Source organism: Paenibacillus vandeheii, from assembly GCF_030433635.1.
Classification (GTDB): Bacteria; Bacillota; Bacilli; order Paenibacillales; family Paenibacillaceae; genus Paenibacillus; species Paenibacillus vandeheii.
The window spans coordinates 25,429-51,284 of the sequence record NZ_JAROCD010000004.1; the positions used below are offsets into that span (position 1 = coordinate 25,429).

Consider the following 25,856-nt stretch of genomic DNA (forward strand, 5'->3'; position numbering starts at 1 on the left):
TTTTGGACACAGCATCACCTTGAAGAAGTGGAAAATATTATGAAGAAAGATTGACATCCCATCGCCCCATAAGTAAAGTTAACTTTACGTAAAGCGAACTTTACTTATGGGAGGATATACTTGCACAATTTAATCAGAGACAAACGAATACATATGCACATCACACAGGAAGAACTGTCTCAACGACTAAAGGTCTCCAGGCAGACCATCATATCGCTGGAATCCGGAAAGTACAAACCTTCTCTTGTGCTTGCTCACAAGCTTGCCCAATTATTTGGCTGTCAGATCGAGGAATTATTTATTTTTGAAGGAGATGAGAATATTGAGTTCTGAATTACTGAATCGGATGATCGGGATCGGTGGAATTGTAGCTGGTTTGTTATTTGCAATACTCATTATTTTTTTCACAAGGTTGATTGCAAAAAAGCACAACGGACTGGATGAGCGGTACCTTTATTGTATCACGAGAGCAAAGGCCTTCTCCTGGAATGCAACAACCATCAGTCTTGCTCTGGCGTGGATCCTCGTAGTTATGCTAGACGGGATATCGCTTTCCTTTTTCATTATTACTGCAGTGTTTGTCATTCATTGTTTATCTTCTATTGTAGCAAACCTATACTACTCAGCTCAGAATTAGCCCACCTGTCCGATACATGTGAACCGATTGGACTCGCCCCCTCCCATATGCTATCTTGAGGAAGAATGTACGTAAATAAGGAGGCAGCTTCTATGTATATCTATTTGGTCCCTTCACCGATTCCGGATGCACTTGCTGCATATCCGCATCTGACTTTGCGCAGCGAGGAACAGGTTCGTTTGGCCATTGAATCGACAGAACGTTTGATGAACATCGAGTCCGATGACAACGTAGCGGCATATGAGGCCTTCGATGCCGCAGGCTCCTGGACAGGCGGCGGTTACGCTGTTCTGAACAACATACCCGTAACAGAAGATGGACGGAACGACTTCGAGGAACGCTTCAAAAACCGTGCACGCAAAGTGGAAGACGAACCCGGTTTTGTCGGTATTCGTGTGCTTCGTCCGCTGAAGGATGATACGTATGTAGTACTTACCCTTTGGCAGTCCGAAGATCATTTCAAAAACTGGCAGCAGTCCCAAGCCTATAACCATGCTCACCGCAACCGCAGCAGTAGTGAAGGGCTGACAGCACAGAAGCCCAGCATGTTTCCAAGACCATCATTCGTCACGACATTCACCATAGAGTAAATGAACGGGGAGCAAACCTGATACGGTGCTCCACGATGTACAAGTTTCAAATGTATTGCGATCATGCTTTGGGCAGGTTCATTTGCACTTCAAAATGACAGCCCTTCCCGCCTCTTTCTTAATGGAAGGGGCTTTTTTGTGTCTGGGTGGTACGGAATGACTCCGAGTCCACCTCTATTTTTCCAATAATTACTAGCTGCGAGAGGTTAAGAAGTCAGGTGCTTTTGACACGACATGCCATAAGATAGCATAATACTTGTTAAATGAAACTTCGGAAAGGAAGGAAGGCGATATCTTGTCACGCAATTCACTCACCCGGTTTCTAAGCGGACCGTTTATAGTGTTCACCGTTATTATGATGATCAAAAGCTCTCTGGCCTGGATTGTGATCTTCGATGACATCCCCGTCTGGAAACCGCTGCTGACAGAGTTGCCGCTGATCTGGATCTGCTTCTGTCTGATTGAGTGGTTCGCAGCCAAACGCCGGATGTGGCTGTATCTCGGACTAAATCTGGTGCTATCGGGCATCTTCTTCGCAGCCATCATGTATTACAAATATTATGGTGTTATCGTCAATTATCACGCGCTCGCACAGGTTAATCAGGTAACTTCGGTCAAGAGCAGCATGTTCTCTTTGCTTGACCCATATTATTTGTTTATTTTTGCAGATATTCTGGTTATCGCAGCGATATTGATTCGTCGCCGAATCAAGCTCGGCGGGACTGAACGTCCAGGCAGAGTGCCGCTTGAACGAAGCGCCAGAAGACGAATTGCCTCTGTCATTCTGATCCTGTCGATGATACTGTGCATGCTCAATATATACCCCAATCGCGCAAGCATGAGCGAGATCACACAAGCGGAGCAAATGGGGATTCTCGGATATGAAGCATACACCATCCTGGCGGATCGGCCGGATAAACCCGTGCCCCTTGATCAAATTGATCAGAAACATATCGACGAGATTAAACAAACGACCGCATTACCTTCTGTTGTGGAGCAGGGCGCAGCCAAGGGGCGCAACGTCATTGTCCTCCAGCTCGAATCATTCCAGAACTTTCTGATCGGATTGCAGGTGGACGGACAGGAAGTTACACCCCATCTGAATGAGCTGGCCGCACAAAGCCTGTATTTCCCCAACTTTTATCAGCAAGTGGGACAGGGAAATACGTCGGATGCCGAGTTTGTGGTGAATACGTCGTTTTATACACCACCCAACGGAGCCGCAACTACAGTCTATGCCAATAAGGAGCTGCCAAGTCTGCCCAGACTAATGTCCGCGAACGGTTACCAGACAGCCACATTCCATACGAATGATGTGCACTTCTGGAATCGCGATCAGTTATACAGGGCGCTCGGATTCGACCATTATTATGATATTAAATATTTCGGAACAGAGGATTCCATCGCCTTCTCAGCATCGGATGAAGTGTTGTACAGCAAGACACTCGATAAACTCGAGGCCATGCAGGACACAGGGTCACCCTTCTATGCACAAATTATTTCCATGTCAGCGCATCACCCTTACCATTTACCAAAAGATAAGGTCAGTCTGACGCTGCCAGAACGGTTCAATAATACGTTGCCTGGGGATTATCTTGTATCCCAGCATTATGCCGATCAGGCGGTGGGGCAATTTATTGAGGGACTGAAAGAACGCGGATTATGGGAAAATAGCTTGCTTGTTGTTTACGGTGACCATCTGGGTCTACCTATCTACTCACTGGATCGGACCGATGAGACACTGATGCAGGAAATTTACGGTCGGGAGTACACGTCCGCAGACATGATCAATATTCCACTGATTGTAACGGCTCCTGGCATCACGCCGGCAGCTCAGCTGGAGCAGATCGGAGGACAGGTGGATATTCTGCCTACGATCGCCGGGTTAACCGGTGCCTCTCTCCAGAACCAACTGTATTTTGGGCAGGATTTGCTGCGTGAGGGAAATAATCTGCTGCCAGAGCGCTATTATCTGCCCTCCGGTTCCGTATTAAACGATGCTTCACTATTCGTTCCTGAGACGGGATACGGTGATGGTACGCATTACTCTCTTGCCGATGCCGGGAGACAGGATTTCGTTTCAGCAGATCGTGATCAGGAGACGCATTCGAACAGTCTGAAGGATGAACCCGCAGAACCGGCATCCGTCATGCCAACAGAAGAGAACGAGAAATCGACCGCTTCCGAATATATTACGAAGGAACAGTACGAACGAGCATTGGATCTTCTACACTTGTCCAACAGTTACTTGAGTCAGTTACCGGATCGAAATGCAGTGAAATGATTCATCATGCATAATGAACTTATATTTTAACTATTCAATCCAATGATAAAAAAGACAAGAGCCCATGGAAAGGTCTAATACGGCCTGATTCATGGGCTCTTTCCATTCCATCTAACCTCAGAAATAATTCCAGTTGGTCAGCTATTTTTTTATAATCTAACACTTCCTCCCCCAATCCTCTAACAAAAAGACACCTATAATCACTCAAGTATTCCTCTGCCAACAAATTCCCCTCTTTAGTGAAGACACCTGGACGTTCCTGTTCCTTGAGCAGCGGTTTACAATGAAAGCGTATTATTCCTTGTTGAAGGAGGAGCATTATGAAATTTGACCTGAACTTTGTACCTTTCAGCCGCAGAGAATCGTTCCTTGCTGTCTCTCTTCTACCTGAAAGCAAAAATAGACAGCAGGGCCTCTACCTACGAACTGTGCGGGGTGGAGATGATAAATTTGGTGAGGCGTTCCGCATTGAACTGTTGGATCAGCAGAATCAGACGATTCCATTCACGGCAGAAGCTTCTCCCGAAATCGTCCGGCTGAATTCACCAGTGACGCCGATCTTTGCCGAAATCTGTATTTCGGATAGTCATACCGTCCGATTCCGATCAATAGGCTGCGGGATCCGGTTAACCTTTATCCCGGCAGCCTATGATTATGCATATGAAGTGAATAAGAATAGCTGGGAAGTGAACAGCTTTACTCATGAATGCCGTTTTATGCTGACTGGACTTGTGGGCAGAATGAAGATGGAAGTGCCGTGGGATAAGATCAAGAGCTCACGGGTGATTGCAGAGTTCACCGTGGATATGGACACAAATACGACGGAGTTTGCCGTTGAGGAGTTCCGCACAGTATGGGAGCCTCGGCCAAATTGGGAGTCCTTTGATGATGACGTAGAGGCGATCCGTACTGAATTTAACCAGTGGCTTGACAGTAGTCTTGCGATCCCTGATCGCTGGCAGGATGCACGGGAGCTCGCGGCTTACATTACTTGGTCCTGCCTTGTTCCAGCGGAGGGATGCCTGACGCGTCCAGCCATGTATATGTCGAAGAACTGGATGACGAATATATGGAGCTGGGACCACTGCTTCAATGCGATGGCGCTTGTTCGCCATGATCCAAAGCTTGCATGGGACCAATTCATGATCTTTTTTGATCGACAAGATGAGAGTGGCTTAATTCCTGACTTTGTGAACGATAAATATGAACTTTGGAACTGTAACAAACCTCCTATTCATGGATGGACACTGGCCTGGATGATGAAACGTACGGACTATATCCGCGAGGCACAGCTTCGTGAAGTGTATGGTCCATTGTCCAAGTGGACGAAATGGTGGTTCCGGTATCGTGATGATGATGGTGACGGGATTCCCCAATATAACCACGGTAATGATTCCGGCTGGGATAACAGTACAGCATTTAATAATGGAATTCCCGTAGAAAGTCCGGATTTAGCTGCCTTTCTGATTATCCAGACAGAGCTTCTTGCTGAAATTGCTGGGTTGCTTGGACTTACCGAGGAATCCTCTGAATGGAGAAAGCTGGCGGATGATACATTGGAGAAGATGATCAGCCACTTCTGGAAAGATGGAAGATTTATCTCCTTACGTTCAGGTACACATGAGCCTTCAGCTGGAGACAGTCTGCTGTTATTCGTTCCGATTCTACTTGGTAAACGCCTGCCGGAACCAATCAGAGATGTTCTTCTGAAAGGGCTCGGGGAGGAGAATCGCTTCCTGACGGAAAATGGTTGGGCGACCGAGAGCATAAGCAGCCCTTACTATATACCAGACGGGTACTGGCGCGGACCGATCTGGGCACCCTCGACCATGCTGCTCGTGGAAGGCGTAGCCGCAGCTGGCGACCTGGAGCTTGCTCAGGAAGTATCACGCCGCTTCTGCAATATGCTTAGCCGGAGTGGTATGGCGGAGAACTTCGACGCGCTGAGTGGTGAAGGCCTACGCGACAGGGCATTCACATGGACATCAAGTGTGTTCCTGATCCTTGGGCACGAGTACACAACCTAAAACGAATAATGCACGTCTTCGGCTGCTGTTTTAAACAGCTTTCCGGGGAGGTGCTTTTCCCTTTTCCCCGAAAAATTTTATTGCACACAGCAATTTGAAAGCGTTACCATGAAATGATTGGATTCTTCTATAGACTATCTGTCCATGCTAGAATGCAGGTAGATATAGTTATAGCGAGAGGGGAAGTCGTTTATGAACGTCCAGTGGATCAGGCAGCTTAATAAACGTATTTTCTCTGGTTCCTACCGCAGTATACGAACCAAGCTGCTCTTCTGTTTTCTCATCGTCACTCTGATTCCTCTGCTCTCTCTTGGTGCGTTGTCCTATTACCAATCTGCCAAAATTATTAATTCCCAGTTTGGCAAATATGGAGAAAATGCCGTAGCACAGTTGGAGCAACAAACAAGTTCATCTTTAAGCCGAATGAAACAAATGAGTGAAACGATCTACTCGTATTTACTTGATCCCGCCCATACAGATTTAAGGAATCAGGCCCCTGTGAGCTATAGTGAAATCATTGAGAAGAATGACTTTGAAGCCCTACTCAAATCGCTGCGGACGGATCTAACCGCAGGAATCTATATCATTACACCCTCTGGCTATTATTATGGAGAGAACAATTTGAATGTTGAGAAACTAAAAAATATTCCAGAATGGAAAACAAAACCTGCTTCTTATAAAGGAATATACTGGCTCGGCTTTTATATGCAAAATCACGCAATGAGCAGCACAGGCGATTCGAATCTCCCCGTCCTTGGTCTCGCTGTTCCGATCCATAATTCCAACGGAACGCAAAACGGCAGTACCATACTCATAGAGGAGAATGCGCAGGAACTGATTCATATGTTCAAACTATTTGAGACAGATACGAAGTCACATCTGACCATTAAAGCTTCGGACGGAAGGCTTGTATATGAGAGCGCTTCAGCTTTTACGAAGCAGGATAGTGACATTACATGGAACCGGACCCTTGCCGTGAACCAGTGGACCATAGAAGCAAGATTGCCTGCCAAAGCCTTCTACCTGTCCTCGAGCATTATTCGGTCGAATACCATTGTCGTGGCAGTTATTTCATGTCTGCTTGCTTTTGGACTCGCCTATCTGTTCTCATCGAGGTTTACAGCGCGTATTCGTACGCTAAAGGATTCAATGCAGAAGGTCAGCTTCGGTAAACTGGATACACGAATGCCAATCGAAGGTAGAGATGAGCTGGGCAGCCTTGATATGAGCTTTAACCGGATGGTAAGCGGTGTCCAATCGCTCGTGCAAGAAGTGGAACAGAGCGAACGACTCAAGAAGGAAGCGGAGCTGAAGGCTTTCCATTATCAGATTAACCCCCATCTGCTGTTCAATACGTTGAACTCCATTCAGTGGAAGGCCCGTCTGGAAGGTGCTGATGATATTCGTCAGATGTTATATCACTTAACGATGGTGCTGGAAGGAAATCTGGATATATCGCAGGAACTGATCACGTTGGGCAGAGAACTACGCATGATTGAGCATTTCCTGAAAATTCAGGAGATCAGGTACGGAAATGTTTTCAGCTATGAGCTAAGTTGTGAAGACTCGCTGAAGCAATATCTGATCCCGCGTATGACGCTGCAGCCTCTGTTTGAAAATATTTTTTTCCATGGCTTCACGGACGGGATAGGTAAAATCGAGCTGGATGTCATCGTAGAAAAGGATGAGCTTCTGCTGACTCTCAGGGATGATGGAGCGGGTATGACGGAAGAAAAACGGGAGCGTCTGCTTTTGCCAGACCCGAAACGGCGTGGACGCGGAGGATTAGGCGTACAGAACGCAGACCAGAAGTTCAAACTGCATTTCGGCCCACAGTACGGGCTTACGGTACATTCGACTAAGGGTGAGGGCACAGCGATTGTCATTCATTGGCCCAAAGAGGAGGAGCGTCCGGATGGATACAGCAAAGAGAATTAAGGTGCTGATTGCAGATGATGAGAGCATTGTACGGAAAGGTCTACGCTCGACCGTACCTTGGGAGAAATTCGGAATGGAAGTTGTAGCTGACGCACCCAATGGACAAAAAGCCTGGGAAGCCTTTCTGGAGCATAGGCCTGAAATTGTCATTACAGATATTGTAATGCCTGAGATGGATGGGATTGAGCTGTCTCGCAAGATAAAGGAGATGTCGGCAAAAACCAAAATAATTCTGCTCAGCTGCCACCGGGATTTTGAATACGCACAACAGGGGATTCAACTTGGGGCATCCGGATATCTCTTGAAGACCGCTTTTGAGGACGAAGAACTTGAAGAAATGTTAAATAAGTTCCAGCAGGAGCTGTCGGTCTCCCCTCCGCCCTCTCCAAAGGATCAAGAACGCATGGAAACGCTGCTCTTTGCATGGCTGAACGGGCATAGCTGTAAATTTCCAGAGGAGCTGGAGAAGCTGCATGGCGGTCTATGGCATTTTAATGGTGAGCCGCTGTTGATATATCTGATTCGAACAATAGAATGCGGAGCCTCTTGGACCGGTCTACTACAGGGTGCTGAGAAGAATGACCGTAGTATGTGCGAGGGTACGATCATTCCATATGGAGAAGAATACTGTTATTGGATCGTTCCTGATTCGCTGCGAGGGTCTGCAGACAGCCTTTTGGTAGAGAGCAAGAGCAAATTCAGTCAGCTGAAATGGACTCGCAAAGAATCGTTGCTCCACAGTGATGATCTGAAGCAGGCGTTCCAGAACCTTCATAAAGAAGCTGAGCTAGAGAGGCTGTATGGGATATCCGTAAATCATTGGCCAGATCCGATCTGGAAAGCCGTGAATCTACTATATGCTAATCCCGCAGCAGATTGGTCAGCCAGCGAACTGGCGGAAGAGGTTGGGCTCAGCCGCAGTCATTTCTCCATTCTGTTTAAGAAGGCTGTCGGTGATAGCTTCATTGCCTTCCAATATAAACGTAAATTGCGCCTTGCTTATGGTTTACTGCGGGATACACATCTAACCATGCAGGAAATTGCGGAGCGGACAGGACTTGGAGATAGCAAATATTTTAGCAAATGGTTCAAACGCTGTACGGGTCAGACACCGAGCCATTACCGTGCCCAACAAAAAGACGACGAGTCCCGAACAGATTGACACCTGCTTCAATAAATCGAACAAAATCACAACAACATTCAAATAGATACACGTTTTGAACCGCTTTCATTCGAGTTACGATGAAAGCGGTTCAATTATTATAAACCTCATTGACAGGGGAGCTGACAATATGAAAAAGAGAACTTTACTCATTGTCCTTACAACGACGCTGATGGTATCTATGCTGTCTGCATGCAGCGGTAACGCTGGAACAGCCAATCCGGAGAACGGCGGTTCGGATCAGACGAAGACGCTTCGTTTTGCAACCTGGGATACGGGGGACGCGCTCAAGATTGAGCAGGATATAGCCAAAAAGTTTGAAGCGGAACATCCCGGCACAAAGGTGCAGGTTGAGGCCTATGCGGACGGATTTGACCAGAAGCTTGCCGCAGGATTTGGAGCCGGTAACCCGCCAGACGTCATGTATATGTGGGACTTCCCTACCTACCATCAATCTCTTGAACCCCTGGATAACTTCGCAGAAAAGGACAAAGACCTGAAGATAGATGATTTTTACAAAGGATTGTTCAACTACGGAAAAATTGACGATAAGCTGTACGGCATTCCGGCAGGCTTCACGACTCGTGTCGTCTACTATAACAAGAAGCTCTTTGATGCTGCTGGTGTCCCTTATCCCAAAGACGGATGGGAATGGAGTGAATTTCAGGATATCGCGAAGAAGTTGACGGACAATTCCAAGAAGCAGTACGGCTTTGGTGCCCGTGCCGAGAATGATACGTATGACTTGCAGGGCTTCGTCTGGAGCAACGGTGGCTCCTTTATTTCCCCGGATGGTAAAACCATTGAAGGCTACATGAACAGTAAGGAAACTGCTGAAGCTATCCAAATGTTTGGTGATATGGTGAAGAACGGCACCGCCGTGCTCACAGGTGGTAAAGGCCAGCAAAGCGGTGATGATATTTTTAAAGGCGGTAAGATTGCTATGTGGGAGAGCGGAATCTGGCCACTCGAATCTTTCAAACAAGCGGGAATTGATGTAGGTACGGTCGAAATTCCAGCTTTCCCAGGCAAACCGGTTAAAGGTGTATTGGCCGAATCTGCGCTGTCTATTGCCAAAGACTCCAAGCACAAAGATCTGGCATGGGAATTCGTTAAATTTTATGTCTCTAATGAATCGATCAAAATGCGCGTTGCTGACCTGCCGGTACGACAAAGTGTTGTAAATGAGCTCAAGAAGGATCAGGACCCACTCTACAAACCTTATTACACGATGCTTGAGCGCTCGGACAACACACCTGCATTTCTACTCAATCCGAAGTGGAATGAAGTGAACCGACAGCTGTCGGCTGCGGTGGAAGCCGTCATGCACGGTAGCAATGCCCAAGAAGCGCTGAATCAGGCGGTTAAGGACAGCGAGCGATATTTGAAATAACACTTGTAGAAAGAAGGTTGGGAGATGGCTCAGACCTACCTGCAGAATACATCGGAACCGACAGCTACCCTTAAGGCCTTAAAAAAACGAAAATGGGGTGGGCTTGCCCCCTACCTCTTTATCTTCCCATGGATATTTGGATTTGTTTTCTTCACTTTAGGACCTCTGCTATTTTCACTGGTCATTTCATTTTTTGATTGGCCAATCGTCGGTAAAGTAACTTTTATCGGGATAGACAACTACGTAGAGATGTTTTCGAATGATCCCCTTTTTTGGAAATCTTTATTTGTAACACTGAAATTTGCAGCCCTATTCGTCCCGCTCAATATTGTAGTTGCACTTGGACTTGCCATGCTGCTAAATCAAAGGGTTAGAGGAAGCGCCATTTTTCGTACGGCATTTTATCTCCCCTCTGTAATCTCAGGTGTGGCGCTTGCTATGATCTGGTCCTGGGTATACAGCGGAGACTATGGAATCCTCAACTATTTCTTATCTGTCCTTGGCATTCAGGGGCCCGATTGGCTGAATGATACAAACTGGTCACTCGTTGCGATGGTCGTCGCCAGTCTCTGGGGACAAGGATCCATGATGCTTATTTTCCTAGCTGGACTTAAAGGCATCCCTAAGGACCTGTACGAATCGGCTTCAATCGACGGAGCAGGTAAAATCCGAAAGTTCTTGAGTGTAACCATTCCGATGATTACGCCAACCATTCTGTTCAATCTCATCACATCGATTATTGCAGCATTCCAGCAGCTAACCCTGGCTCTTCTACTCACGGGAGGCGGGCCAATGAAATCAACCTATTTCTATGCGATGTATATGTATGAGAACGCTTTCAAATATTTCAAGATGGGTTACTCTGCCGCCAACGCCTGGTTTATGTTCCTGATTGTGCTTACCTTGACGTTTCTGGTATTCAAATCTTCGGAAGCCTGGGTGTTCTATGAAGGTGAAATGAAAAAGAACCCGCAGAAGAAGCTTAAAGCCAGTAAAAGGGGGCGGTCCTGATGAAAAAAGTATTTGCTTACGCGTTGCTGATTTTGTTCTCACTGCTGTTCATCGCGCCACTCTTCTGGGCGGTGACCACGGCGCTGAAATCACCGCAGGAGCTTTATCTGTTTCCTCCCAAATGGATTCCGTCCGAATGGAAATTCAGTAACTTCGCAGAAGCATGGAACATCCAGCCCTTTAATCTATTTTTGAAAAATACACTGCTCGTTACGGTTTTATCCACCATAGGTCAGCTGATATCCTGCACACTCGTCGCTTACGGCTTCGCCAGATTCCAGTTCAAAGGGCGTGATTTCCTGTTTCTTGTCGTCCTGGCGACTATGATGATCCCGTGGGAAGTAACGATGATTCCGCAGTATATGGAGTTCAACTATTTGGGTTGGATCAACACACTCAAACCGCTGATTATTCCGTCGTGGTTCGGCTCTGCCTATTATATCTTTTTGTTACGGCAGTTCATTATGACCCTGCCCCGGGAGCTGGATGAAGCAGCGACGATTGACGGCGCTAGTAAAATGACGATTCTGCTTCGAATCATCGTGCCGCTAATGGGACCTTCACTGATTCTGGTCTCCGTATTCCAGTTCATGAGTTGTTGGAATGACTATCTGGGACCGCTCATTTTCCTGAATGATCAGACGAAATATACGTTAACGCTTGGCCTATCTCAATTCAAGGGCATGTACGGTGTTGATATGCAGTCCATTATGGCCATCACCTGCTTAATTTCGATTCCTCCGCTTGCCATTTTCTTCTTCGCCCAGCGTTACATTGTCGGCGGAATTGCCACGACAGGTATTAAAGGATAGGACACATAGATAGATGAAGGGGATGACGATCATGAATGTTATAAACATTGAGCGCGACTGGGATAACCTCAGCGTGCTGGAGAGAAACCGTGCGAAGAGTCGCTCCTATTTTATTCCTCATTCTAATGCAGAAAGTGCTCTGAGCTATGACAGAGGAAGCTCTCCGTGGTTCAAATCGTTGAATGGCATTTGGAAATTCCAATTTGCTGAGGGGCCAGAGCTGGCACCCCCGGATTTTCATCAAAATGAATACGACACCTCAGGTTGGGATGATATCCCTGTCCCTGGCCACTGGCAGTTGCAAGGCTACGGAAATCCGCATTACACGGACCTGTACTATCCATTCCCTGTCGATCCTCCTCATGTACCTAATGATAATCCAACGGGTAGCTACGTAAGGGAATTCACGCTGCCAGACCATTGGGACGGAAGAGTTATTTCACTTAAGTTCGACGGTGTAGATAGCGCATTTCATGTATGGCTGAATGGTTCGTTTGTCGGGTACAGCCAAGGCAGCCGTCTGACATCAGAATTTGATCTGACCCCTCACCTGCAGACAGGAGTTAACCGTTTGGCAGTCCGGGTTTACCAGTGGTCCGACGGTAGTTATTTGGAGGACCAGGATATGTGGTGGATGAGTGGCATTTTCCGCGATGTCTATCTGGTCTCCGAGCCTTCAGCGTTACGCATTACAGATTATCGAGTTATAACCGAGCTAGATACCGAGTTTACAAATGCCGTACTGTCCGTTCGCTTAGACCTTAATGGAGAAGAAGTTCAGGGCAAGGTACAGTTGCAACTGCTGAATAAAGTTGGAACGCAGATCCTGTCTGCTGAGAAGAATCTAAGCCATTCTTCAAGCGTTGAGTTCAATCTGCCGGTGGCGAAGCCTTCCTTATGGAATGCCGAATCTCCTTATTTATATCATCTGATCATTTCATTAGTCGATTCGAACAATCAGGTTATAGAAACTGTTGCCCAACGTGTCGGGTTCCGCCGCGTGGAGGTCAGGGATGGGCAGTTCTTGGTGAATGGCGTAGCGCTCCTTCTCAAAGGTGTGAACCGACATGATCATCATCCAGATACGGGACGAACCGTTACGGTATCCACCATGCGCGAAGATATCCAAATGATGAAGCAGCACAATATCAATGCGGTGCGGACGGCACATTATCCGAATGACCCGCGGTTCTATGATCTATGTGATGAGTATGGGCTATACGTTATGGAAGAGACGGACCTGGAAACGCACGGCTTCGAGCCACTCGGCAATATTTCACGCCTTAGCGACGACCCGGCTTGGAAGGATGCCTATGTTGACCGCATCCGCCGTATGGTGGAGCGCGACAAAAATCACCCTTCCGTGATTTTCTGGTCGCTTGGCAATGAATCGGGCTTCGGCTGCAATTTCCGCGCGATGTCTGAGTGGTGCAAAGCCAATGATTCCACACGACTTATTCATTATGAAGAAGACCGTGAAGCGGAAGTATGTGATGTGGTGAGCACGATGTATTCTTCTGTGGAGAAAATGGAAGGCTTCGGCCAACTGACCGATCATCCGAAGCCGCATATCCTATGTGAGTTTGCCCATGCGATGGGCAATGGACCCGGAGGGTTACGAACGTATTTTGACACCTTTGATGCTTATCGGCGCCTTCAAGGCGGATTTGTCTGGGAATGGATCGACCATGGGCTTAGCAGAACAACAATCGATGGCAAGGCTGATTATGCTTACGGCGGCGATTACGGTGATGTACCGAATAACAGTAATTTTGTTATTGATGGGCTGGTTCGTCCAGACCGCACCCCCTCTCCGGGGCTCATTGAATATAAGAAAATTATCGAGCCTGTGAAGGTAGAAATGATAGACGCAGGAAAGATTCGCGTAACGAATCGGTATGATTTCGTAACACTGGATCATCTGCAGGTCCACTACAGTGTCACGGCTGATGGACGAACGGTTAACAGCGGTGTACTCATACTTCCACAGGTTGGCCCAAGTGATAGCGCAGACTTGTTCATTCCAAATTTGATAGATCAGCAGTCGGCCCTTCTCGTCTTTGCTACAGAGATGTGGCTGAATGTCGGCTTCACGCTGGCAGCTGACTGTGCTTGGGCGGCGCAAGGGCATGAGGTAGCCTGGGCACAGTTTGCACTGCCAAGTCATTCAAGCTCGGCTGTCTCTTCCCCATCGCAACTGCCTGCAGAGCAGAAATTGTCAGTCACCGAAGAAGGACGCCAGCTAGTCCTTGCGAATGACAGTTTCCGCATTTCTTTTAATCGTCTACGTGCAGGGTTTACGTCCCTTCGCCTGAACGGAAAGGAACTCATTCAACAGGGACCACGTCTGAATTTCTGGCGCGCTCCGATTGATAACGATATGTATGTGCTCCCGGATTGGCGAAAGGCACACCTCGATCGACTGACCGAGCGGATAGACGATTTCCGCTGGGATCGATTGGATGAAACGTCTGTGCGTATGACTTGGACTTCACGTATAGCACCCCCTGTCTACGATTGGGGCTTCCGCTGTGAAACGTCCTATACAGTTACTGCAAGTGGACTAATCATTATAGATGTGAAGGGAATGCCGAAAGGAACACCACCCGCTATGCTCCCGAAAATCGGTCTTCAAATGGAAGTTCCCGGTGATATAGACCGGGTGAAATGGTATGGCCGTGGACCGGGTGAGAGCTATTCGGATAGCCGGGAGGCTGGACGCTTTGGCGTATATCAGACCAGTGTAGATGGATTATTCACGTCATATATTTATCCTCAGGAGAACGGAAATCGGACAGATGTAAGGTGGATGTCGATAGTCGATGGAGCAGGAATCGGTCTCCTGGCAGCAGGAGCCCCAACGCTTGATTTCAGCGCCAGACGTTACACCGACAGTGATCTGGAGAAGGCGCAGCATATGAGCGATTTGGCACCTCGTGATTTCATCACACTGAATCTGGATTACAGACAGAATGGACTGGGAAGCAACAGCTGCGGCCCAGCACAGTCCCCAGAGAATACGGTTACGCCGGAAGCGTTCCAGTTCCGCATCTTGCTTCAGGCGTATATGGCGGAGGATAGCTCTCCTGCAAGGCTTAGCCACCGAATGGGTACAGAAGCGATGCAATATGAAATGGAGGAAGATCAACATGCTTAATACACAGGATGTTTTGAATTTATCAGGCAAAGTAGCCGTCATTACGGGCGGAGCATCAGGCATTGGGCTGGCCACCGCCGAGCTTCTGGCGAGCTTCGGGGCACATGCTGTCTTGATTGATATTAATGAGGCGGCGGGTAACGAGGCCGTCGCCAGTATCCGTGAACAGGGAGGTCAGGCCAGCTTTTACTGCTGCAACGTGACCTCTGCTGCAGACTGCGAACGTACAGCCTCAGAGATCAAATCAGTTCTTGGAGGAATTCATGTCCTGTTCAATAATGCAGGGGTTATCCGCCGCAAAACGGTTACCGAGTTGGATGAAAGAGACTGGGATCTTGTATTAGATGTTTCACTCAAAGGCGTCTTCCTGCTCTCTAAATATGTCATTCCCATTATGGAGCAAAGCGGTGGCGGCAGCATTATTAACACAGGCTCAGGTTGGGGACTGAAAGGTGGAGACCGCGCAGCAGCTTATTGCGCAGCAAAGGCAGGCGTTGTCAATTTGACGCGTGCTATGGCTATCGACCATGGTACGGCGAACATTCGAGTCAACTGTGTATCACCAGGAGATACGGATACACCGCTCCTGCGTGACGAAGCGAAGCAGCTGCAGCAAGATGAGTCCGCATTTCTGGTTGCCTCTGCAGGAGGCAGACCACTGGAGCGTCTAGGCACACCGCGTGATATCGCGAATGCCGTATTATTCCTGGCGAGTGATTTGTCCTCATGGGTAACGGGTAGTGTGCTCGTTGTTGACGGAGGCGGAATCGCTTAGGGCGGGTAAGAAAGAATATTTTCTCAACATATGAACGGAGGCGTTAATTGTGGCTCACAACAAAACATATGCCCATCCCTATATTCCAAATACCGTGCCGGAGGTCCGGGACGCGATGCTAAAAGAAATTGGTTTAACGTCTATGGAGCAGCTCCATGACGCGATTCCTGACAGCCTGAAGCTACAGCGGGAGATGGACCTTCCGCCAGCCATGAACGAGTATGAACTGCGCCGACATATTGATGGACTACTAGCGAAGAACAAGCACGGTGCTGATTATCTTAATTTTCTGGGCGCAGGATGCTGGCAGCATTTCATCCCGGCTGTATGCGACGAGATCAATCAGCGTTCTGAATTCGTGACAGCCTATGCTGGAGAACCTTACGAGGACCATGGTCGGTTCCAGGCCCTGTTCGAATATCAGAGCCTGCTTGCCGAACTCGTGGATATGGATGTCGTAAACGTTCCAACCTTCGACTGGGCTCAGGCGACTTCCACCGCGATCCGCATGGCGGGACGTATTACAGGGCGCAAAATCGTGCTGCTCCCTCGTTCTGTAGATCCCGATAAGGCAGCAATTATTCGAAATTACTGCACTCCGGTCATGGATATCCAGTATGTTGACATCGATCAGGTGACAGGACGAATGGATCTGAATGATCTGCGTAGCAAACTAAGTGACGATACGGCAGCGATATATTTTGAAAATCCCGGTTACCTTGGAATCATTGAGGATCAGGGAGCTGAGATTGCTGAGCTGGCTCATAAAATAAATGCGGTTTCTATTGTAGGTGTTGATCCCATTTCACTTGGCGTTCTGGAGCCTCCGGGCCGCTACGGGGCGGATATCATTTGCGGAGATTTGCAGCCGCTGGGTATGCATATGAACTTTGGCGGTGGGCAGGCTGGCTTTATCGCAACACGTGATGAGGAAAAATACGTAATGGAATACCCTTCGCGACTATTTGGCATCGTGCCAACTGAGGTGGAAGGCGAATATGGCTTCGGGGATGTTGCCTATGAACGTACCTCATTCGCTCTTCGGGAGAAAGGCAAGGAATCGGTAGGAACCCAGACCGCTTTATGGGGTATTACGGCAGGTGTATATCTAGCCCTCCTCGGTCCCGTTGGAATGCAGGAGGTTGGCAGCACCATTATTCAGAAATCGCATTACGCTGCGAAACAGATATCACGAATTCCAGGTGTGTCTCTTCGCTTCGAAAATGGCACCTTTTTCAAAGAGTTTGTTGTTGATTTTAATGATACAGGTCTAACCGTTGACGAGATCAACCAGAGATTAATGGAGACAGGGATTTTTGGAGGCAAGGATTTATCTTCATCCTACCCTGCGTGGGGTCAATGTGCGCTCTACTGCGTCACGGAAACGCATACCCAGGCGGATTTGGACCGACTTGTCGATGCTCTTCGTTCCATTGTCAGCACATCATAGTGATCATATAGAGGAGGACTGAACGCCATGAAACGGATTCGCAGAGACCATAAGGTTCGTAAGTTTCACCAAGCGAAATGGGATGAGCCCGTTATCTTTGAACTTCATCGGCAAGGAGAGCGGGGCGTCATCCCGCCGGGGACGGAAGCAGCTGTAGCCACTGAAGTAGGTAGCGCGGAAGACAGCATACCGGCGTCCATGTGGCGGCGCAATACGCCAGCTTTGCCGGAAATCGGTCAGGCCAAGGTACTGCGGCATTATTTGAGATTATCCCAGGAAACGCTGGGATCGGATATGAATGTGGAAATTGGCCAGGGAACCTGCACGATGAAATATATTCCCCGGATTAACGAAATGCTTATCCGCAATCCACGTATGACTGAGCTTCATCCGCTGCAGAATGTGGATTCTGTTCAGGGTATTCTCGAAATATTCCATAATCTCGATCTGGCAATGCGAGAGATTTCCGGTATGGATGCATTCTCCTTTCAGCCGAGCAGCGGAACCCAGGCACTTCTGGCTATGGCCTCCATCGTCCGCGCCTATCATGATTCGCGTGGTGAAGGGGAGCAGCGTGATGAGATCATTACAACCATCTTCTCTCATCCTTCCCAGGCCGCTACAGCTGCCGTCAAGGGATATAAGATTATTACGCTACATCCAGACGAAGACGGATTCCCGGACCTTGAGAAGCTGAAGAACGTTGTCTCCGAACGGACAGCCGGATTCGTCGTGGCTAATCCAGAGGACACAGGCATCTATAACCATCGTATCCGCGAGTTTACGGATGTGGTGCACGCAGCTGGTGGTGTTTGCTACTATGATCAGGCTAACGCCAATGGCCTGCTCGGGATAACACGAGCAAAGGAAGCGGGTTTTGATATGTGCTTCTTCAATCTCCACAAAACCTTTGCTGCGCCCCATATGTGTGGCGGTCCTGCAACGGGCGCTCTCGGGGTGACAGACGCCCTGAAGAGTTTCTTGCCTGGACCACTGGTGGATAAAGAAGAAGGCGGACGTTATATCCTGAGAAATCAAACTGAAGTCAGCATCGGAAAGGTGCGCAGTTTTCACGGTGTAGCCCAAACCGTCCTCCGCTCCTACGCCTGGATTATGAGCCTCGGACCGGATGGTCTGAAGGATGTTGCCCAGGTAGCGGTGCTGAATAACAACTATCTATATCATAAAATTGTTCAAATACGTGGAGCGAGTGCCCCGTATGTTCAAGGACGTCGTTTGGAACAGGTCCGCTACAGCTGGAAACAGCTCACGGATGAGACTGGAGTGACGACGGAGGATATTACGCGAAGAATGTGTGATTTTGGCTTGCATTACTGGACCTCTCATCATCCATATATTGTTCCGCAGCCGTTCACACTGGAGCCAACGGAATCCTATTCCAAGGAGGATCTCGACGAATATATCCATGCGCTGGAGCATATCTCGAATGAAGCCTATACTCAGCCAGATATCGTCAAATCGGCTCCGCACAGCAGCACGGTGCACCGCAATGATGAATCATCTTTGGACGATCCGAAACAGTGGTGTATTACTTGGCGTGCATATTTGAAGAAAACACAACCCGAACTTCAGGAACAGCATTAGCTTGTACACAGCACCCTACTTTAGTGTTCATATATAGGAGCATTAATATTACAAGTTCTATAAATAGACAGTAAAAAGACCCTCAACACGTGTTGAGGGTCTTTTTACTATAGATTCCAAAGCTTTAAGTTGGAGTTAAGATCGGAATTCCTATTCACTCAGCATGGACTGTGTAAAACTGATCCACTCGCGGGTTGCGAAGGATAAGTATCGATCCCTCCGCCAGATCATGCCAAGCTGCCACGGAATTACGGGCTCCATCACGGGTATAATGCGTACACGCATATGATCCACCTCACGGCAGATTGTCTCTGGCAGCAACGCCACGCCCAAATTAGCCGCTACCATCGCACTGAGCAGATCCCACTGCGAGCTCTCATACACTACCCGGGGTTGAAATCCTACATGCTGGCAGGCTGCAATAATCCGGTCATGCAGTGCAAAATCTTCCCGAAACAGCACAAATGCATCATGCTCCAGTTCGCGCAGAGCGACCGACTCTTTACCCGCAAGCGGGTGCGAAGGGTGTACGAGCAGATTCAGCTTCTCTTTCACAAAAACAAAATGATCCACCAGTTCATCCACTGTTGGCAGTACAGCAACACCAATATCCAGTGCACCGCTGATGACATCAGCCTCCACTTTTTTGGCACCATCCTCAAATAGCTGAATGGTTACCTGAGGGTAAGCTTTATGGAATTCACCGATAATCATTGGAAAAAAGCTGGACCCCACCATCGGTGGCAGACCAATTCGAAGATGTCCCTTCTTCAGGTTCATCAGATCGTCCAGCTCGGACGACAGACTGCGAAATGATTTTTCAATCTCCAGCGCCTGTCGGAAAAAGACATGCCCCGCATCCGTCAGCGCAACCTTCTTGCCATAACGATCCAACAGAGTTACGCCCAATTCATCTTCAAGGCTTTTGACCGTTTTGCTAATCGTCGGTTGTGTAATGAACAACACTTCGGCTGCTTTGGTGAAGCTTTGCTGCCGGGCAACTTCCAGAAAATATTGCAAATGGCGGATATCCATCGTCTGATCCCCATCCTTCATAGATAAATGGAATGGTAAACATTCTTAATATGCATTTTACTCATGAAAGAATGCGATGTAAAATTTGTGATACCAAACAATGTTTCCATTCATTTTCATAAACATTTCAAAATCATCACGTTAATTATACAAGGAGGGATTAAAGTGAAGAAATGGGGCCTTGGCATTTTGCAAGTTGCACTCTTAATGGCCTTTTCACTGCTCATGGACCAGTTGGCCCGTGCTCTCCATCTACCTATACCCGGTTCCATACTTGGCATGGTCGTGCTGTTCATTTTGCTTCAGACCGGGGTCGTGAAGCTGCGTTGGATTGAAATTGGAGCTGCCTGGCTGCTCGGTGAGCTACTGCTGTTTTTTATCCCCTCAGCCGTCGGTATTATGAACTACATGCCCATGTTGGAGCAAGACGGACTGCAAATTCTGTTTATTGTTCTGCTTAGCACATTTTTGGTCATGGCCTGCACGGGACTTGTAGCCACCCGAATCGCCAAACGAAAGGAGCGTCACACCGGATGATTGGATTTCTCTGTCTCTTGTTAACCGTCGGTATATATTGGGTCGCCAAACGCATGTATCGTAATCTGCCCAAAGTTTATCTCTCTCCGCTGCTGATTACGCCGCTACTTGTCGTTGGCGTGCTGCTTGCAACAGGTACGGATTACGCAGCCTACAGCAGTGGCGGCAAATGGCTAAGTCTTCTGCTTCAACCGGCTACGGTGGCTTTTGCCATACCGCTTTATACGTTTTTCCATGTACTCAAAAAACATATTTCCGAGATCGTCTTCAGTGTTATGACAGGCTCTGTGGTGGCGGTCCTCTCTTCTGCCCTGCTCGCCAAATGGCTGCGTCTGGATTCCGGACTCATTCATAGTCTGATCCCGAGATCGATTACGACTCCCATTGCGATGAACGTATCGGCTACGATTGGCGGCATTCCGGCTATTACAGCGGTTTTTGTCATCATGACTGGTCTGCTGGGGGCAATTATGGGGCCGTCCATTGTGAAAATGCTGCGTATTGATGGCGAGATCGCACGTGGAACGCTGTTTGGAACCGGTGCCCACGGAACAGGCACATCCAAGGCATTTGAGCTCAGTTCGCTGACAGGAACGATCTCCAGCATCTCCATGGTACTGGCTGCGTTGTTCACTTTAGCAGTTGCACCTATACTTTCTAAACTTATTTTCCCATAATAGCTGGAAAGATCCCTTTTTTTTGAAATATTATTGTTGTATTAAAGCCCTTTCTTCCTTACAATAAGGACAGGTTTTAATTGAGAATATTGCGGGGGAGATGCGATGAAAAGAACCGGAATGAAGAGATCTCTGGACCGCCTTGGACGAATTGTCCTTCCCAAAGAAATGCGGGATACGATGGAAATCCATATCGGCGATCCGCTTGAGTTTTTCATTGAAGGGAAAGAGTTGATTTTGAGAAAGTACAAATCAACGTTGTGTGTGTTTTGCGGTGATGTGGATACGGAAATGTATTTCAAAGAGCAATTCATCTGCCGGACTTGTGCAATTCAATTAAAACACCCGGATGACACTCCCGAATGGTTCGTTCCTCAGAACAAACAGGCTCCTGCACCCGTGGAGCGTCCTGCTACTGAATCCGCCACAGTCTCGTCTCCCGTATTGGAAGAAGGGGCTACAGCTGCCAACCAAGAGTACCCGGACCTGCGGCCGAAAACGGCACGAATGTTGCAACAGATGAAGGAAATTGTTGAACAGAATCCCGGTTTGGCTCAACAGCAAATTGCGGAAAAGCTTGGCATCAGCCAAGGACGCGTCTCCCAATTAAAAAAATTGCTATAAGAAAAACGTCTTTCGAGTGACTTTTTTGATTATCTATAATCAGGAGATCTTCCGAACGAAGGAAGTCCTACTGCAAGAGAACCCTTTGATCACTGTGGGTTCTTCTTTTTTTTATATTCATACGTTAATAATGGAAAGGAGTTCTATGGATAAAATCCGGTATTTGTCACAATTTAACCTCATGTCCTGCCTGTCAGAAGCAGACCTAGCGGAAATGGACAGCATGACGTCCATTACAACCATGCCGAAGAATACAATCATCCAGACACCCGATACATTTGCAGAAGGCTTCTATTTTGTCAAAAAGGGAAGAGTCCGTCTGTATACGTTAAATGAAGAGGGAAAACAGTTTACATTTGATATTTTGGGAGAAGGGAATGTGTTTGGAGAAATGAACGGCATTTCACTCGGCACACGTACCGTTTATATCGATACCATGGAAGAATGCGACATTTGTCTGATGGACAGGCAGCGTTTTGAACAGTTTCTGATTGAACATCCCCAGTTTATGATGAATCTGATGAGAGTGCTGAGTGAGCGAATCATGGGAATGAGTGAGTTGACACAGAAGCTGGCACTCGGCAACCTGCATGACAAAATTATGCATAATCTCGTTCGACTGGCCAATCAGATCGGATGGTTGGAAGAGGAAGAGTATTGTCGAATCAATCTTGCGCTCACCCATCAGGAGATTGCCTGGATGGCTGGAGCAACACGAGAATCCGTTAGTGCTGCTTTGCAAGTGCTTACGAGAACCGGACGCATTCGCACTGGATTCAAGTCATTATCCCTGCATCACGATGAAATGTTCGTATCAAACAGGTTAAACGGTCAGTTGTAAGGTGCATTACATCTTGTTTCTGCTGCTAATTGTATCGTGTAGATGAATGAATCTACATAATATCAGCATTTTTCACAATCCCAAAGAATTATGCAAAATGCTGATAAACAAGGAGGAGTACGGTAATGGATGCAAAGACAGACCTAGATATATCCGAGGACGTTCTTCTACGCAAAGGCGCACGCAAAGCAGCTGACATTCCGGATCAGATACACAGCCTGCTTCAAGCCGGACATATCGAATCGGTGAATCTGACGGAATGGCTCGCTGTGGACCACATTCTCCTTTTTCAGCAGGTCGCCCAGGAACTGCGAATGGATGCCGAAACCCGCGAGATTACGGAGCAGTTAACACAGATGAATGAACAGCGAATTATGAAAATCATCCCCGCTATCGCCAATCAGTGGCTCGCACTTCTGGAGCGCCTGGGAGACAATGAGCGAATGCATCATTTCCGATTCCTTGCAGATCATAGATCAGATAGTGTACGCTGCTGGGCAGCCTATATCATCGGATTGGATTCCCGCTTGAATCTGAATGAAAAGTTGAATCGGATCAGACCTTTCGCAGCAGATCATCACTTTGGTGTAAGAGAGATCGCCTGGATGGCTGTTCGTGAGCCAATTACTGCTGAGCTATTAGACGCTGTAGCGCTTCTGGTGGAATGGACGATAGATCCTGACCCGCTGATCCGCCGGTTTGCCATAGAATCAACAAGACCGCACGGTGTGTGGGCCAAGCATATTCAGCAGTTAAAAGAAAATCCAGCCATGGCTCTCCCCCTGCTCGATCATGTGAAATCCGATGCTCATAAATATGTGCAGGACTCTGTCAGCAACTGGCTGAATGACGCTGGCAAAACCAACCCGGAGTGGGTTCGTCAGGTGTGTGACACCTGGATTCAGCAATCGGATACTAAGCATACACTGCGGATCGTCGCACGTGGTCAACGAAGCCTTTAATCTTTAAGCAATCCTTATACAGGGTACCCCCCGGCAACTTAAAAGACGAAAAAAAGATGACTATCGCTACATCACAATGGTCATCTTTTTCAATATCTGCACTCCACAGAGTTCTGCCCTTAGACCTGCACGAGATCCATATCCAATTCTTCTGCTTCCAGTTTACGCATGCCCATAATCAGAACGACAATGTTAGCAACCAATAACACCGCCGGGAAAGGAACAGCCGTATATTGTCCATAAATCAGATGACTTCCCACAGCCCCAATCAGAATGAACGTCAGTACTCCTGAAGCCAGAAGACGAGTACGCGGAATCAACAATCCCACCGCACTGAGCAGCTCCACTGCACCAATGAGATACATCGTCCATGTAGGATAGGAGAACCCTTCGAAAGTCTGTATCATCATCTCTGCTCCACTAACCTTGTTAAACCCTGCCATTACGAACACACCTGCAAGCACAACCAACGCAATATACCCCGAAATTCTTAAACCTTTGTTCATATGTATAATCCTCCTGAAAATGAATGTCCATATCCATCTGTTGTATAAAAAGCAATCTATGTAAAAGTTACAACGTAACTCTATTTTTAAAAAATAGCCGTTTTGCACTGCGAAATTAGTATGTGCTGATATTATGTATATTAATAATCATTAACTTACTTTTGTGAAGTGAGTATATAATAATAACATTATTTATTCAAGTAATTTTTTGACGAATAGTGTATAATACATTACAAAAGGTATGTTACAGTACAATTTGTAGTAACAGGTTGACTTCATTGTCCCTTACTTTGGTCAGAGCGGCAGAAAGCCACGCACTTTTATATATACGAAAAAAACCTTAATACTTGAATCGAGGTGAACACGTTGAAGCTGAGAAAAGTAAAATCGCCAAGTCCCTGTATGATTACTCAAGCCATGGATATCATTGGTAAGAAGTGGGTGCTGCTTATCATGTACCAACTGTTATCTGGACCCAAACGATTCACTGAGCTGGAAGCAGAAATGGCGATTAGCGGTCGCTTGTTGTCCGAACGTCTGAAGGAAATGGAAATGGAAGGTATCGTAACCCGGCATATGTATCCTGAAATTCCACCCCGCGTAGAGTATGAATTGACGCCCAAAGGCAGAGCCATTGAACCTGTCATTAATCAGATATACAACTGGTCCTCCGACTGGTTGAAACAGCAGCAGTCTACTAAGTAGCTATATTCTGATTCATGCTCAACACAAAGACGCCTGAATTGAACTGATCTTCGGATCAGTCCAGATTCAGGCGTCTTTGTCATGGATTTATAGTTCTTGTTACGTCATACAAGGATTAATGAGAGAGATGTTTGGAGCGCTGAAGCTGTACCGGCAAACCCGAATCTGCCGAAACCAATGCCGCCGTTGTAATCTCTTGTGTGCGACAGGCATCTGCATAATCGGACAAAATCCGTGAGCGATCCCCGGTACGAAGGGCGTGAATAAACGCTTCATTTTCCCGCTCATACGGGTTATGTCCTGCTGGAATCTCCAGACCTGCCATCGCATGAGGGGCAGCACTTGGCAGAAGAAGACGTTCAGGCGTCCAATCCCAGACTCCGGCATCCGTGTAGAACTGGAGCCCTGCGCCACCCTCACCATCTGGCAGCAGGCAAGTGTTGGCAATGCTTGCGATGGCCCCACTCTCCAGCTTAAGCGTTACATTCGCTACATCAGCTACCGTGACATGTTCATGCTTCTCATGCATGCTGCGCTGGGCCGCTACTGCGTATACCTCTGTTACTTCGCCAGCACAGTACCGCAGCAGATCCACGATATGAGTCGTCTGTTCCACAAACTGTCCCCCGGAGCCTTCCTGACGACGCCACCAGGCGACTCCTGGCATTCCGCCCATCCAGCGCCCAAGCGCCATACCGACGGTCTGCTCCTTCATCGCTTGTTGCAGCACCTGTGCGGCCTCCTGATAACGGAAATGATAACCTACAGACGTCAACAATCCGGACTTCTGTATCTGGTCCAGCACCTGACGGGGAATATCCATGCCTGTACTTAGCGGTTTCTCTACCAGGAACGGGATACCCCGACGAATCAATTCGGTTTCAATCGTTCCGTGAGACATCGGAGGAACACAGATATAGACTGCATCCAACTTCTCACCATCTAACATATGTTCAAGTTCACCGTAGCCAACAGCATCATAGACGGAAGCCATGGCCTCCGCCTTCTCCAGCGCTGTTCCACAAACAGCTGCTACACGAACGCCTTCCATTCGTGCCAGAATATCCGCATGTACCTTGCTGAACCAACCTGTTCCAATGATTCCGATCTGTAAAGTCATAGATGTAA

The 25,856-nt window shown here is 47.7% G+C and carries 23 protein-coding genes; 20 read left to right on the plus strand and 3 right to left on the minus strand.

Annotated features, from left to right (window positions below; all coding sequences use genetic code 11):
• The first annotated feature begins 120 nt into the window (after positions 1-120).
• The 14 genes from P5G61_RS08180 (at position 121) to gcvPB (ending at position 18,841) form a co-directional block, all read left to right on the plus strand.
• The gene (locus tag P5G61_RS08180; protein WP_024629888.1) at positions 121-333 is read left to right on the plus strand and encodes a helix-turn-helix transcriptional regulator; all 213 of its coding nucleotides are present in this window, start codon (positions 121-123) and stop codon (positions 331-333) included.
• Positions 323-637 carry a hypothetical protein gene (locus tag P5G61_RS08185; RefSeq protein WP_024629887.1) on the plus strand — a complete coding sequence of 105 codons (315 nt, stop codon included), beginning with the start codon at positions 323-325 and terminating at the stop codon, positions 635-637. Before P5G61_RS08180 ends, P5G61_RS08185 begins: the two co-directional genes overlap by 11 nt.
• A 92-nt stretch (positions 638-729) precedes the next feature.
• Positions 730-1,227, plus strand: coding sequence for an antibiotic biosynthesis monooxygenase family protein (locus tag P5G61_RS08190; RefSeq protein WP_301246026.1), 498 nt, complete (start codon positions 730-732; stop codon positions 1,225-1,227).
• Positions 1,228-1,522: 295 nt separating this feature from the next.
• Complete coding sequence (locus tag P5G61_RS08195; RefSeq protein ID WP_301246027.1) at positions 1,523-3,511, plus strand: LTA synthase family protein; 1,989 nt, start codon at positions 1,523-1,525, stop codon at positions 3,509-3,511.
• 320 nt (positions 3,512-3,831) lie between these two features.
• Positions 3,832-5,538, plus strand: a complete 1,707-nt coding sequence (locus P5G61_RS08200; RefSeq protein ID WP_301246028.1) for an amylo-alpha-1,6-glucosidase — start codon at positions 3,832-3,834, stop codon at positions 5,536-5,538.
• 192 nt (positions 5,539-5,730) lie between these two features.
• Complete coding sequence (locus tag P5G61_RS08205; protein WP_301246029.1) at positions 5,731-7,476, plus strand: sensor histidine kinase; 1,746 nt, start codon at positions 5,731-5,733, stop codon at positions 7,474-7,476.
• Positions 7,454-8,638 carry a response regulator transcription factor gene (locus tag P5G61_RS08210; RefSeq protein ID WP_301246030.1) on the plus strand — a complete coding sequence of 395 codons (1,185 nt, stop codon included), beginning with the start codon at positions 7,454-7,456 and terminating at the stop codon, positions 8,636-8,638. The genes P5G61_RS08205 and P5G61_RS08210 overlap by 23 nt, the downstream gene beginning before the upstream one ends.
• Before the next feature lie 130 nt (positions 8,639-8,768).
• Complete coding sequence (locus P5G61_RS08215; protein WP_301246031.1) at positions 8,769-10,031, plus strand: ABC transporter substrate-binding protein; 1,263 nt, start codon at positions 8,769-8,771, stop codon at positions 10,029-10,031.
• 24 nt (positions 10,032-10,055) lie between these two features.
• Positions 10,056-11,042, plus strand: coding sequence for a carbohydrate ABC transporter permease (locus P5G61_RS08220; RefSeq protein WP_301246032.1), 987 nt, complete (start codon positions 10,056-10,058; stop codon positions 11,040-11,042).
• A complete protein-coding gene (locus P5G61_RS08225; RefSeq protein ID WP_024629878.1) occupies positions 11,042-11,854 on the plus strand; it encodes a carbohydrate ABC transporter permease in 813 nt (270 codons plus the stop codon). The genes P5G61_RS08220 and P5G61_RS08225 overlap by 1 nt, the downstream gene beginning before the upstream one ends.
• Positions 11,855-11,885: 31 nt before the next feature.
• On the plus strand, positions 11,886-15,011 hold the full coding sequence (ebgA, locus tag P5G61_RS08230) for a beta-galactosidase subunit alpha (RefSeq protein ID WP_301246033.1): 3,126 nt from the start codon (positions 11,886-11,888) through the stop codon (positions 15,009-15,011).
• Positions 15,004-15,786: an SDR family NAD(P)-dependent oxidoreductase gene (locus tag P5G61_RS08235; protein ID WP_301246034.1), complete on the plus strand. Its 783-nt coding sequence runs from the start codon at positions 15,004-15,006 to the stop codon at positions 15,784-15,786. The genes ebgA and P5G61_RS08235 overlap by 8 nt, the downstream gene beginning before the upstream one ends.
• A 49-nt stretch (positions 15,787-15,835) precedes the next feature.
• Complete coding sequence (gene gcvPA, locus P5G61_RS08240) at positions 15,836-17,236, plus strand: aminomethyl-transferring glycine dehydrogenase subunit GcvPA (protein ID WP_301246035.1); 1,401 nt, start codon at positions 15,836-15,838, stop codon at positions 17,234-17,236.
• 27 nt (positions 17,237-17,263) lie between these two features.
• Positions 17,264-18,841, plus strand: a complete 1,578-nt coding sequence (gene gcvPB, locus P5G61_RS08245) for an aminomethyl-transferring glycine dehydrogenase subunit GcvPB (RefSeq protein ID WP_301246036.1) — start codon at positions 17,264-17,266, stop codon at positions 18,839-18,841.
• A gap of 150 nt (positions 18,842-18,991) precedes the next feature.
• On the opposite strand, the gene cidR is transcribed toward gcvPB, so the two are convergent.
• The gene (cidR, locus tag P5G61_RS08250; RefSeq protein WP_024629873.1) at positions 18,992-19,876 is read right to left on the minus strand and encodes a cidABC operon transcriptional activator CidR; all 885 of its coding nucleotides are present in this window, start codon (positions 19,874-19,876) and stop codon (positions 18,992-18,994) included.
• 165 nt (positions 19,877-20,041) lie between these two features.
• Between cidR and P5G61_RS08255 the strand changes: the two genes are divergently transcribed.
• The 5 genes from P5G61_RS08255 to P5G61_RS08275 all read left to right on the plus strand — a co-directional run bounded on the left by P5G61_RS08255 (position 20,042) and on the right by P5G61_RS08275 (position 23,517).
• Entirely contained in the window at positions 20,042-20,413 is a 372-nt protein-coding gene (locus P5G61_RS08255) for a CidA/LrgA family protein (RefSeq protein WP_024629872.1), read from the plus strand.
• Complete coding sequence (locus P5G61_RS08260; protein WP_024629871.1) at positions 20,410-21,090, plus strand: CidB/LrgB family autolysis modulator; 681 nt, start codon at positions 20,410-20,412, stop codon at positions 21,088-21,090. Before P5G61_RS08255 ends, P5G61_RS08260 begins: the two co-directional genes overlap by 4 nt.
• Positions 21,091-21,195: 105 nt before the next feature.
• On the plus strand, positions 21,196-21,714 hold the full coding sequence (locus P5G61_RS08265; protein ID WP_079347904.1) for an AbrB/MazE/SpoVT family DNA-binding domain-containing protein: 519 nt from the start codon (positions 21,196-21,198) through the stop codon (positions 21,712-21,714).
• Between the two features lie 145 nt (positions 21,715-21,859).
• A complete protein-coding gene (locus P5G61_RS08270; protein WP_301246037.1) occupies positions 21,860-22,555 on the plus strand; it encodes a Crp/Fnr family transcriptional regulator in 696 nt (231 codons plus the stop codon).
• 125 nt (positions 22,556-22,680) lie between these two features.
• Entirely contained in the window at positions 22,681-23,517 is an 837-nt protein-coding gene (locus P5G61_RS08275) for a DNA alkylation repair protein (RefSeq protein WP_301246038.1), read from the plus strand.
• A gap of 119 nt (positions 23,518-23,636) precedes the next feature.
• Here P5G61_RS08275 and P5G61_RS08280 read toward each other — a convergent pair whose 3' ends face one another.
• Entirely contained in the window at positions 23,637-24,023 is a 387-nt protein-coding gene (locus tag P5G61_RS08280) for a DoxX family protein (RefSeq protein WP_301246039.1), read from the minus strand.
• Positions 24,024-24,425: 402 nt separating this feature from the next.
• Here P5G61_RS08280 and P5G61_RS08285 point away from each other — a divergent pair, with 402 nt between their 5' ends.
• Positions 24,426-24,728 carry a winged helix-turn-helix transcriptional regulator gene (locus P5G61_RS08285; RefSeq protein ID WP_029880866.1) on the plus strand — a complete coding sequence of 101 codons (303 nt, stop codon included), beginning with the start codon at positions 24,426-24,428 and terminating at the stop codon, positions 24,726-24,728.
• Between the two features lie 115 nt (positions 24,729-24,843).
• Here P5G61_RS08285 and P5G61_RS08290 read toward each other — a convergent pair whose 3' ends face one another.
• Positions 24,844-25,848: a Gfo/Idh/MocA family protein gene (locus P5G61_RS08290; RefSeq protein WP_301246040.1), complete on the minus strand. Its 1,005-nt coding sequence runs from the start codon at positions 25,846-25,848 to the stop codon at positions 24,844-24,846.
• Between the last annotated feature and the right edge of the window lie 8 nt (positions 25,849-25,856).

What these genes read in the sequence shown, in the direction of transcription:
- P5G61_RS08190 (WP_301246026.1), top strand. Translation starts at nt 730, where the DNA reads ATGTATATCTATTTGGTCCCTTCACCGATTCCGGATGCACTTGCTGCA.
- P5G61_RS08200 (WP_301246028.1), top strand. Translation starts at nt 3,832, where the DNA reads ATGAAATTTGACCTGAACTTTGTACCTTTCAGCCGCAGAGAATCGTTC.
- P5G61_RS08205 (WP_301246029.1), top strand. Translation starts at nt 5,731, where the DNA reads ATGAACGTCCAGTGGATCAGGCAGCTTAATAAACGTATTTTCTCTGGT.
- P5G61_RS08210 (WP_301246030.1), top strand. Translation starts at nt 7,454, where the DNA reads ATGGATACAGCAAAGAGAATTAAGGTGCTGATTGCAGATGATGAGAGC.
- P5G61_RS08215 (WP_301246031.1), top strand. Translation starts at nt 8,769, where the DNA reads ATGAAAAAGAGAACTTTACTCATTGTCCTTACAACGACGCTGATGGTA.
- P5G61_RS08220 (WP_301246032.1), top strand. Translation starts at nt 10,056, where the DNA reads ATGGCTCAGACCTACCTGCAGAATACATCGGAACCGACAGCTACCCTT.
- P5G61_RS08225 (WP_024629878.1), top strand. Translation starts at nt 11,042, where the DNA reads ATGAAAAAAGTATTTGCTTACGCGTTGCTGATTTTGTTCTCACTGCTG.
- ebgA (WP_301246033.1), top strand. Translation starts at nt 11,886, where the DNA reads ATGAATGTTATAAACATTGAGCGCGACTGGGATAACCTCAGCGTGCTG.
- P5G61_RS08235 (WP_301246034.1), top strand. Translation starts at nt 15,004, where the DNA reads ATGCTTAATACACAGGATGTTTTGAATTTATCAGGCAAAGTAGCCGTC.
- gcvPB (WP_301246036.1), top strand. Translation starts at nt 17,264, where the DNA reads ATGAAACGGATTCGCAGAGACCATAAGGTTCGTAAGTTTCACCAAGCG.
- cidR (WP_024629873.1), bottom strand. Translation starts at nt 19,876, where the DNA reads ATGGATATCCGCCATTTGCAATATTTTCTGGAAGTTGCCCGGCAGCAA.
- P5G61_RS08260 (WP_024629871.1), top strand. Translation starts at nt 20,410, where the DNA reads ATGATTGGATTTCTCTGTCTCTTGTTAACCGTCGGTATATATTGGGTC.
- P5G61_RS08265 (WP_079347904.1), top strand. Translation starts at nt 21,196, where the DNA reads ATGAAAAGAACCGGAATGAAGAGATCTCTGGACCGCCTTGGACGAATT.
- P5G61_RS08270 (WP_301246037.1), top strand. Translation starts at nt 21,860, where the DNA reads ATGGATAAAATCCGGTATTTGTCACAATTTAACCTCATGTCCTGCCTG.
- P5G61_RS08275 (WP_301246038.1), top strand. Translation starts at nt 22,681, where the DNA reads ATGGATGCAAAGACAGACCTAGATATATCCGAGGACGTTCTTCTACGC.
- P5G61_RS08280 (WP_301246039.1), bottom strand. Translation starts at nt 24,023, where the DNA reads ATGAACAAAGGTTTAAGAATTTCGGGGTATATTGCGTTGGTTGTGCTT.
- P5G61_RS08285 (WP_029880866.1), top strand. Translation starts at nt 24,426, where the DNA reads ATGATTACTCAAGCCATGGATATCATTGGTAAGAAGTGGGTGCTGCTT.
- P5G61_RS08290 (WP_301246040.1), bottom strand. Translation starts at nt 25,848, where the DNA reads ATGACTTTACAGATCGGAATCATTGGAACAGGTTGGTTCAGCAAGGTA.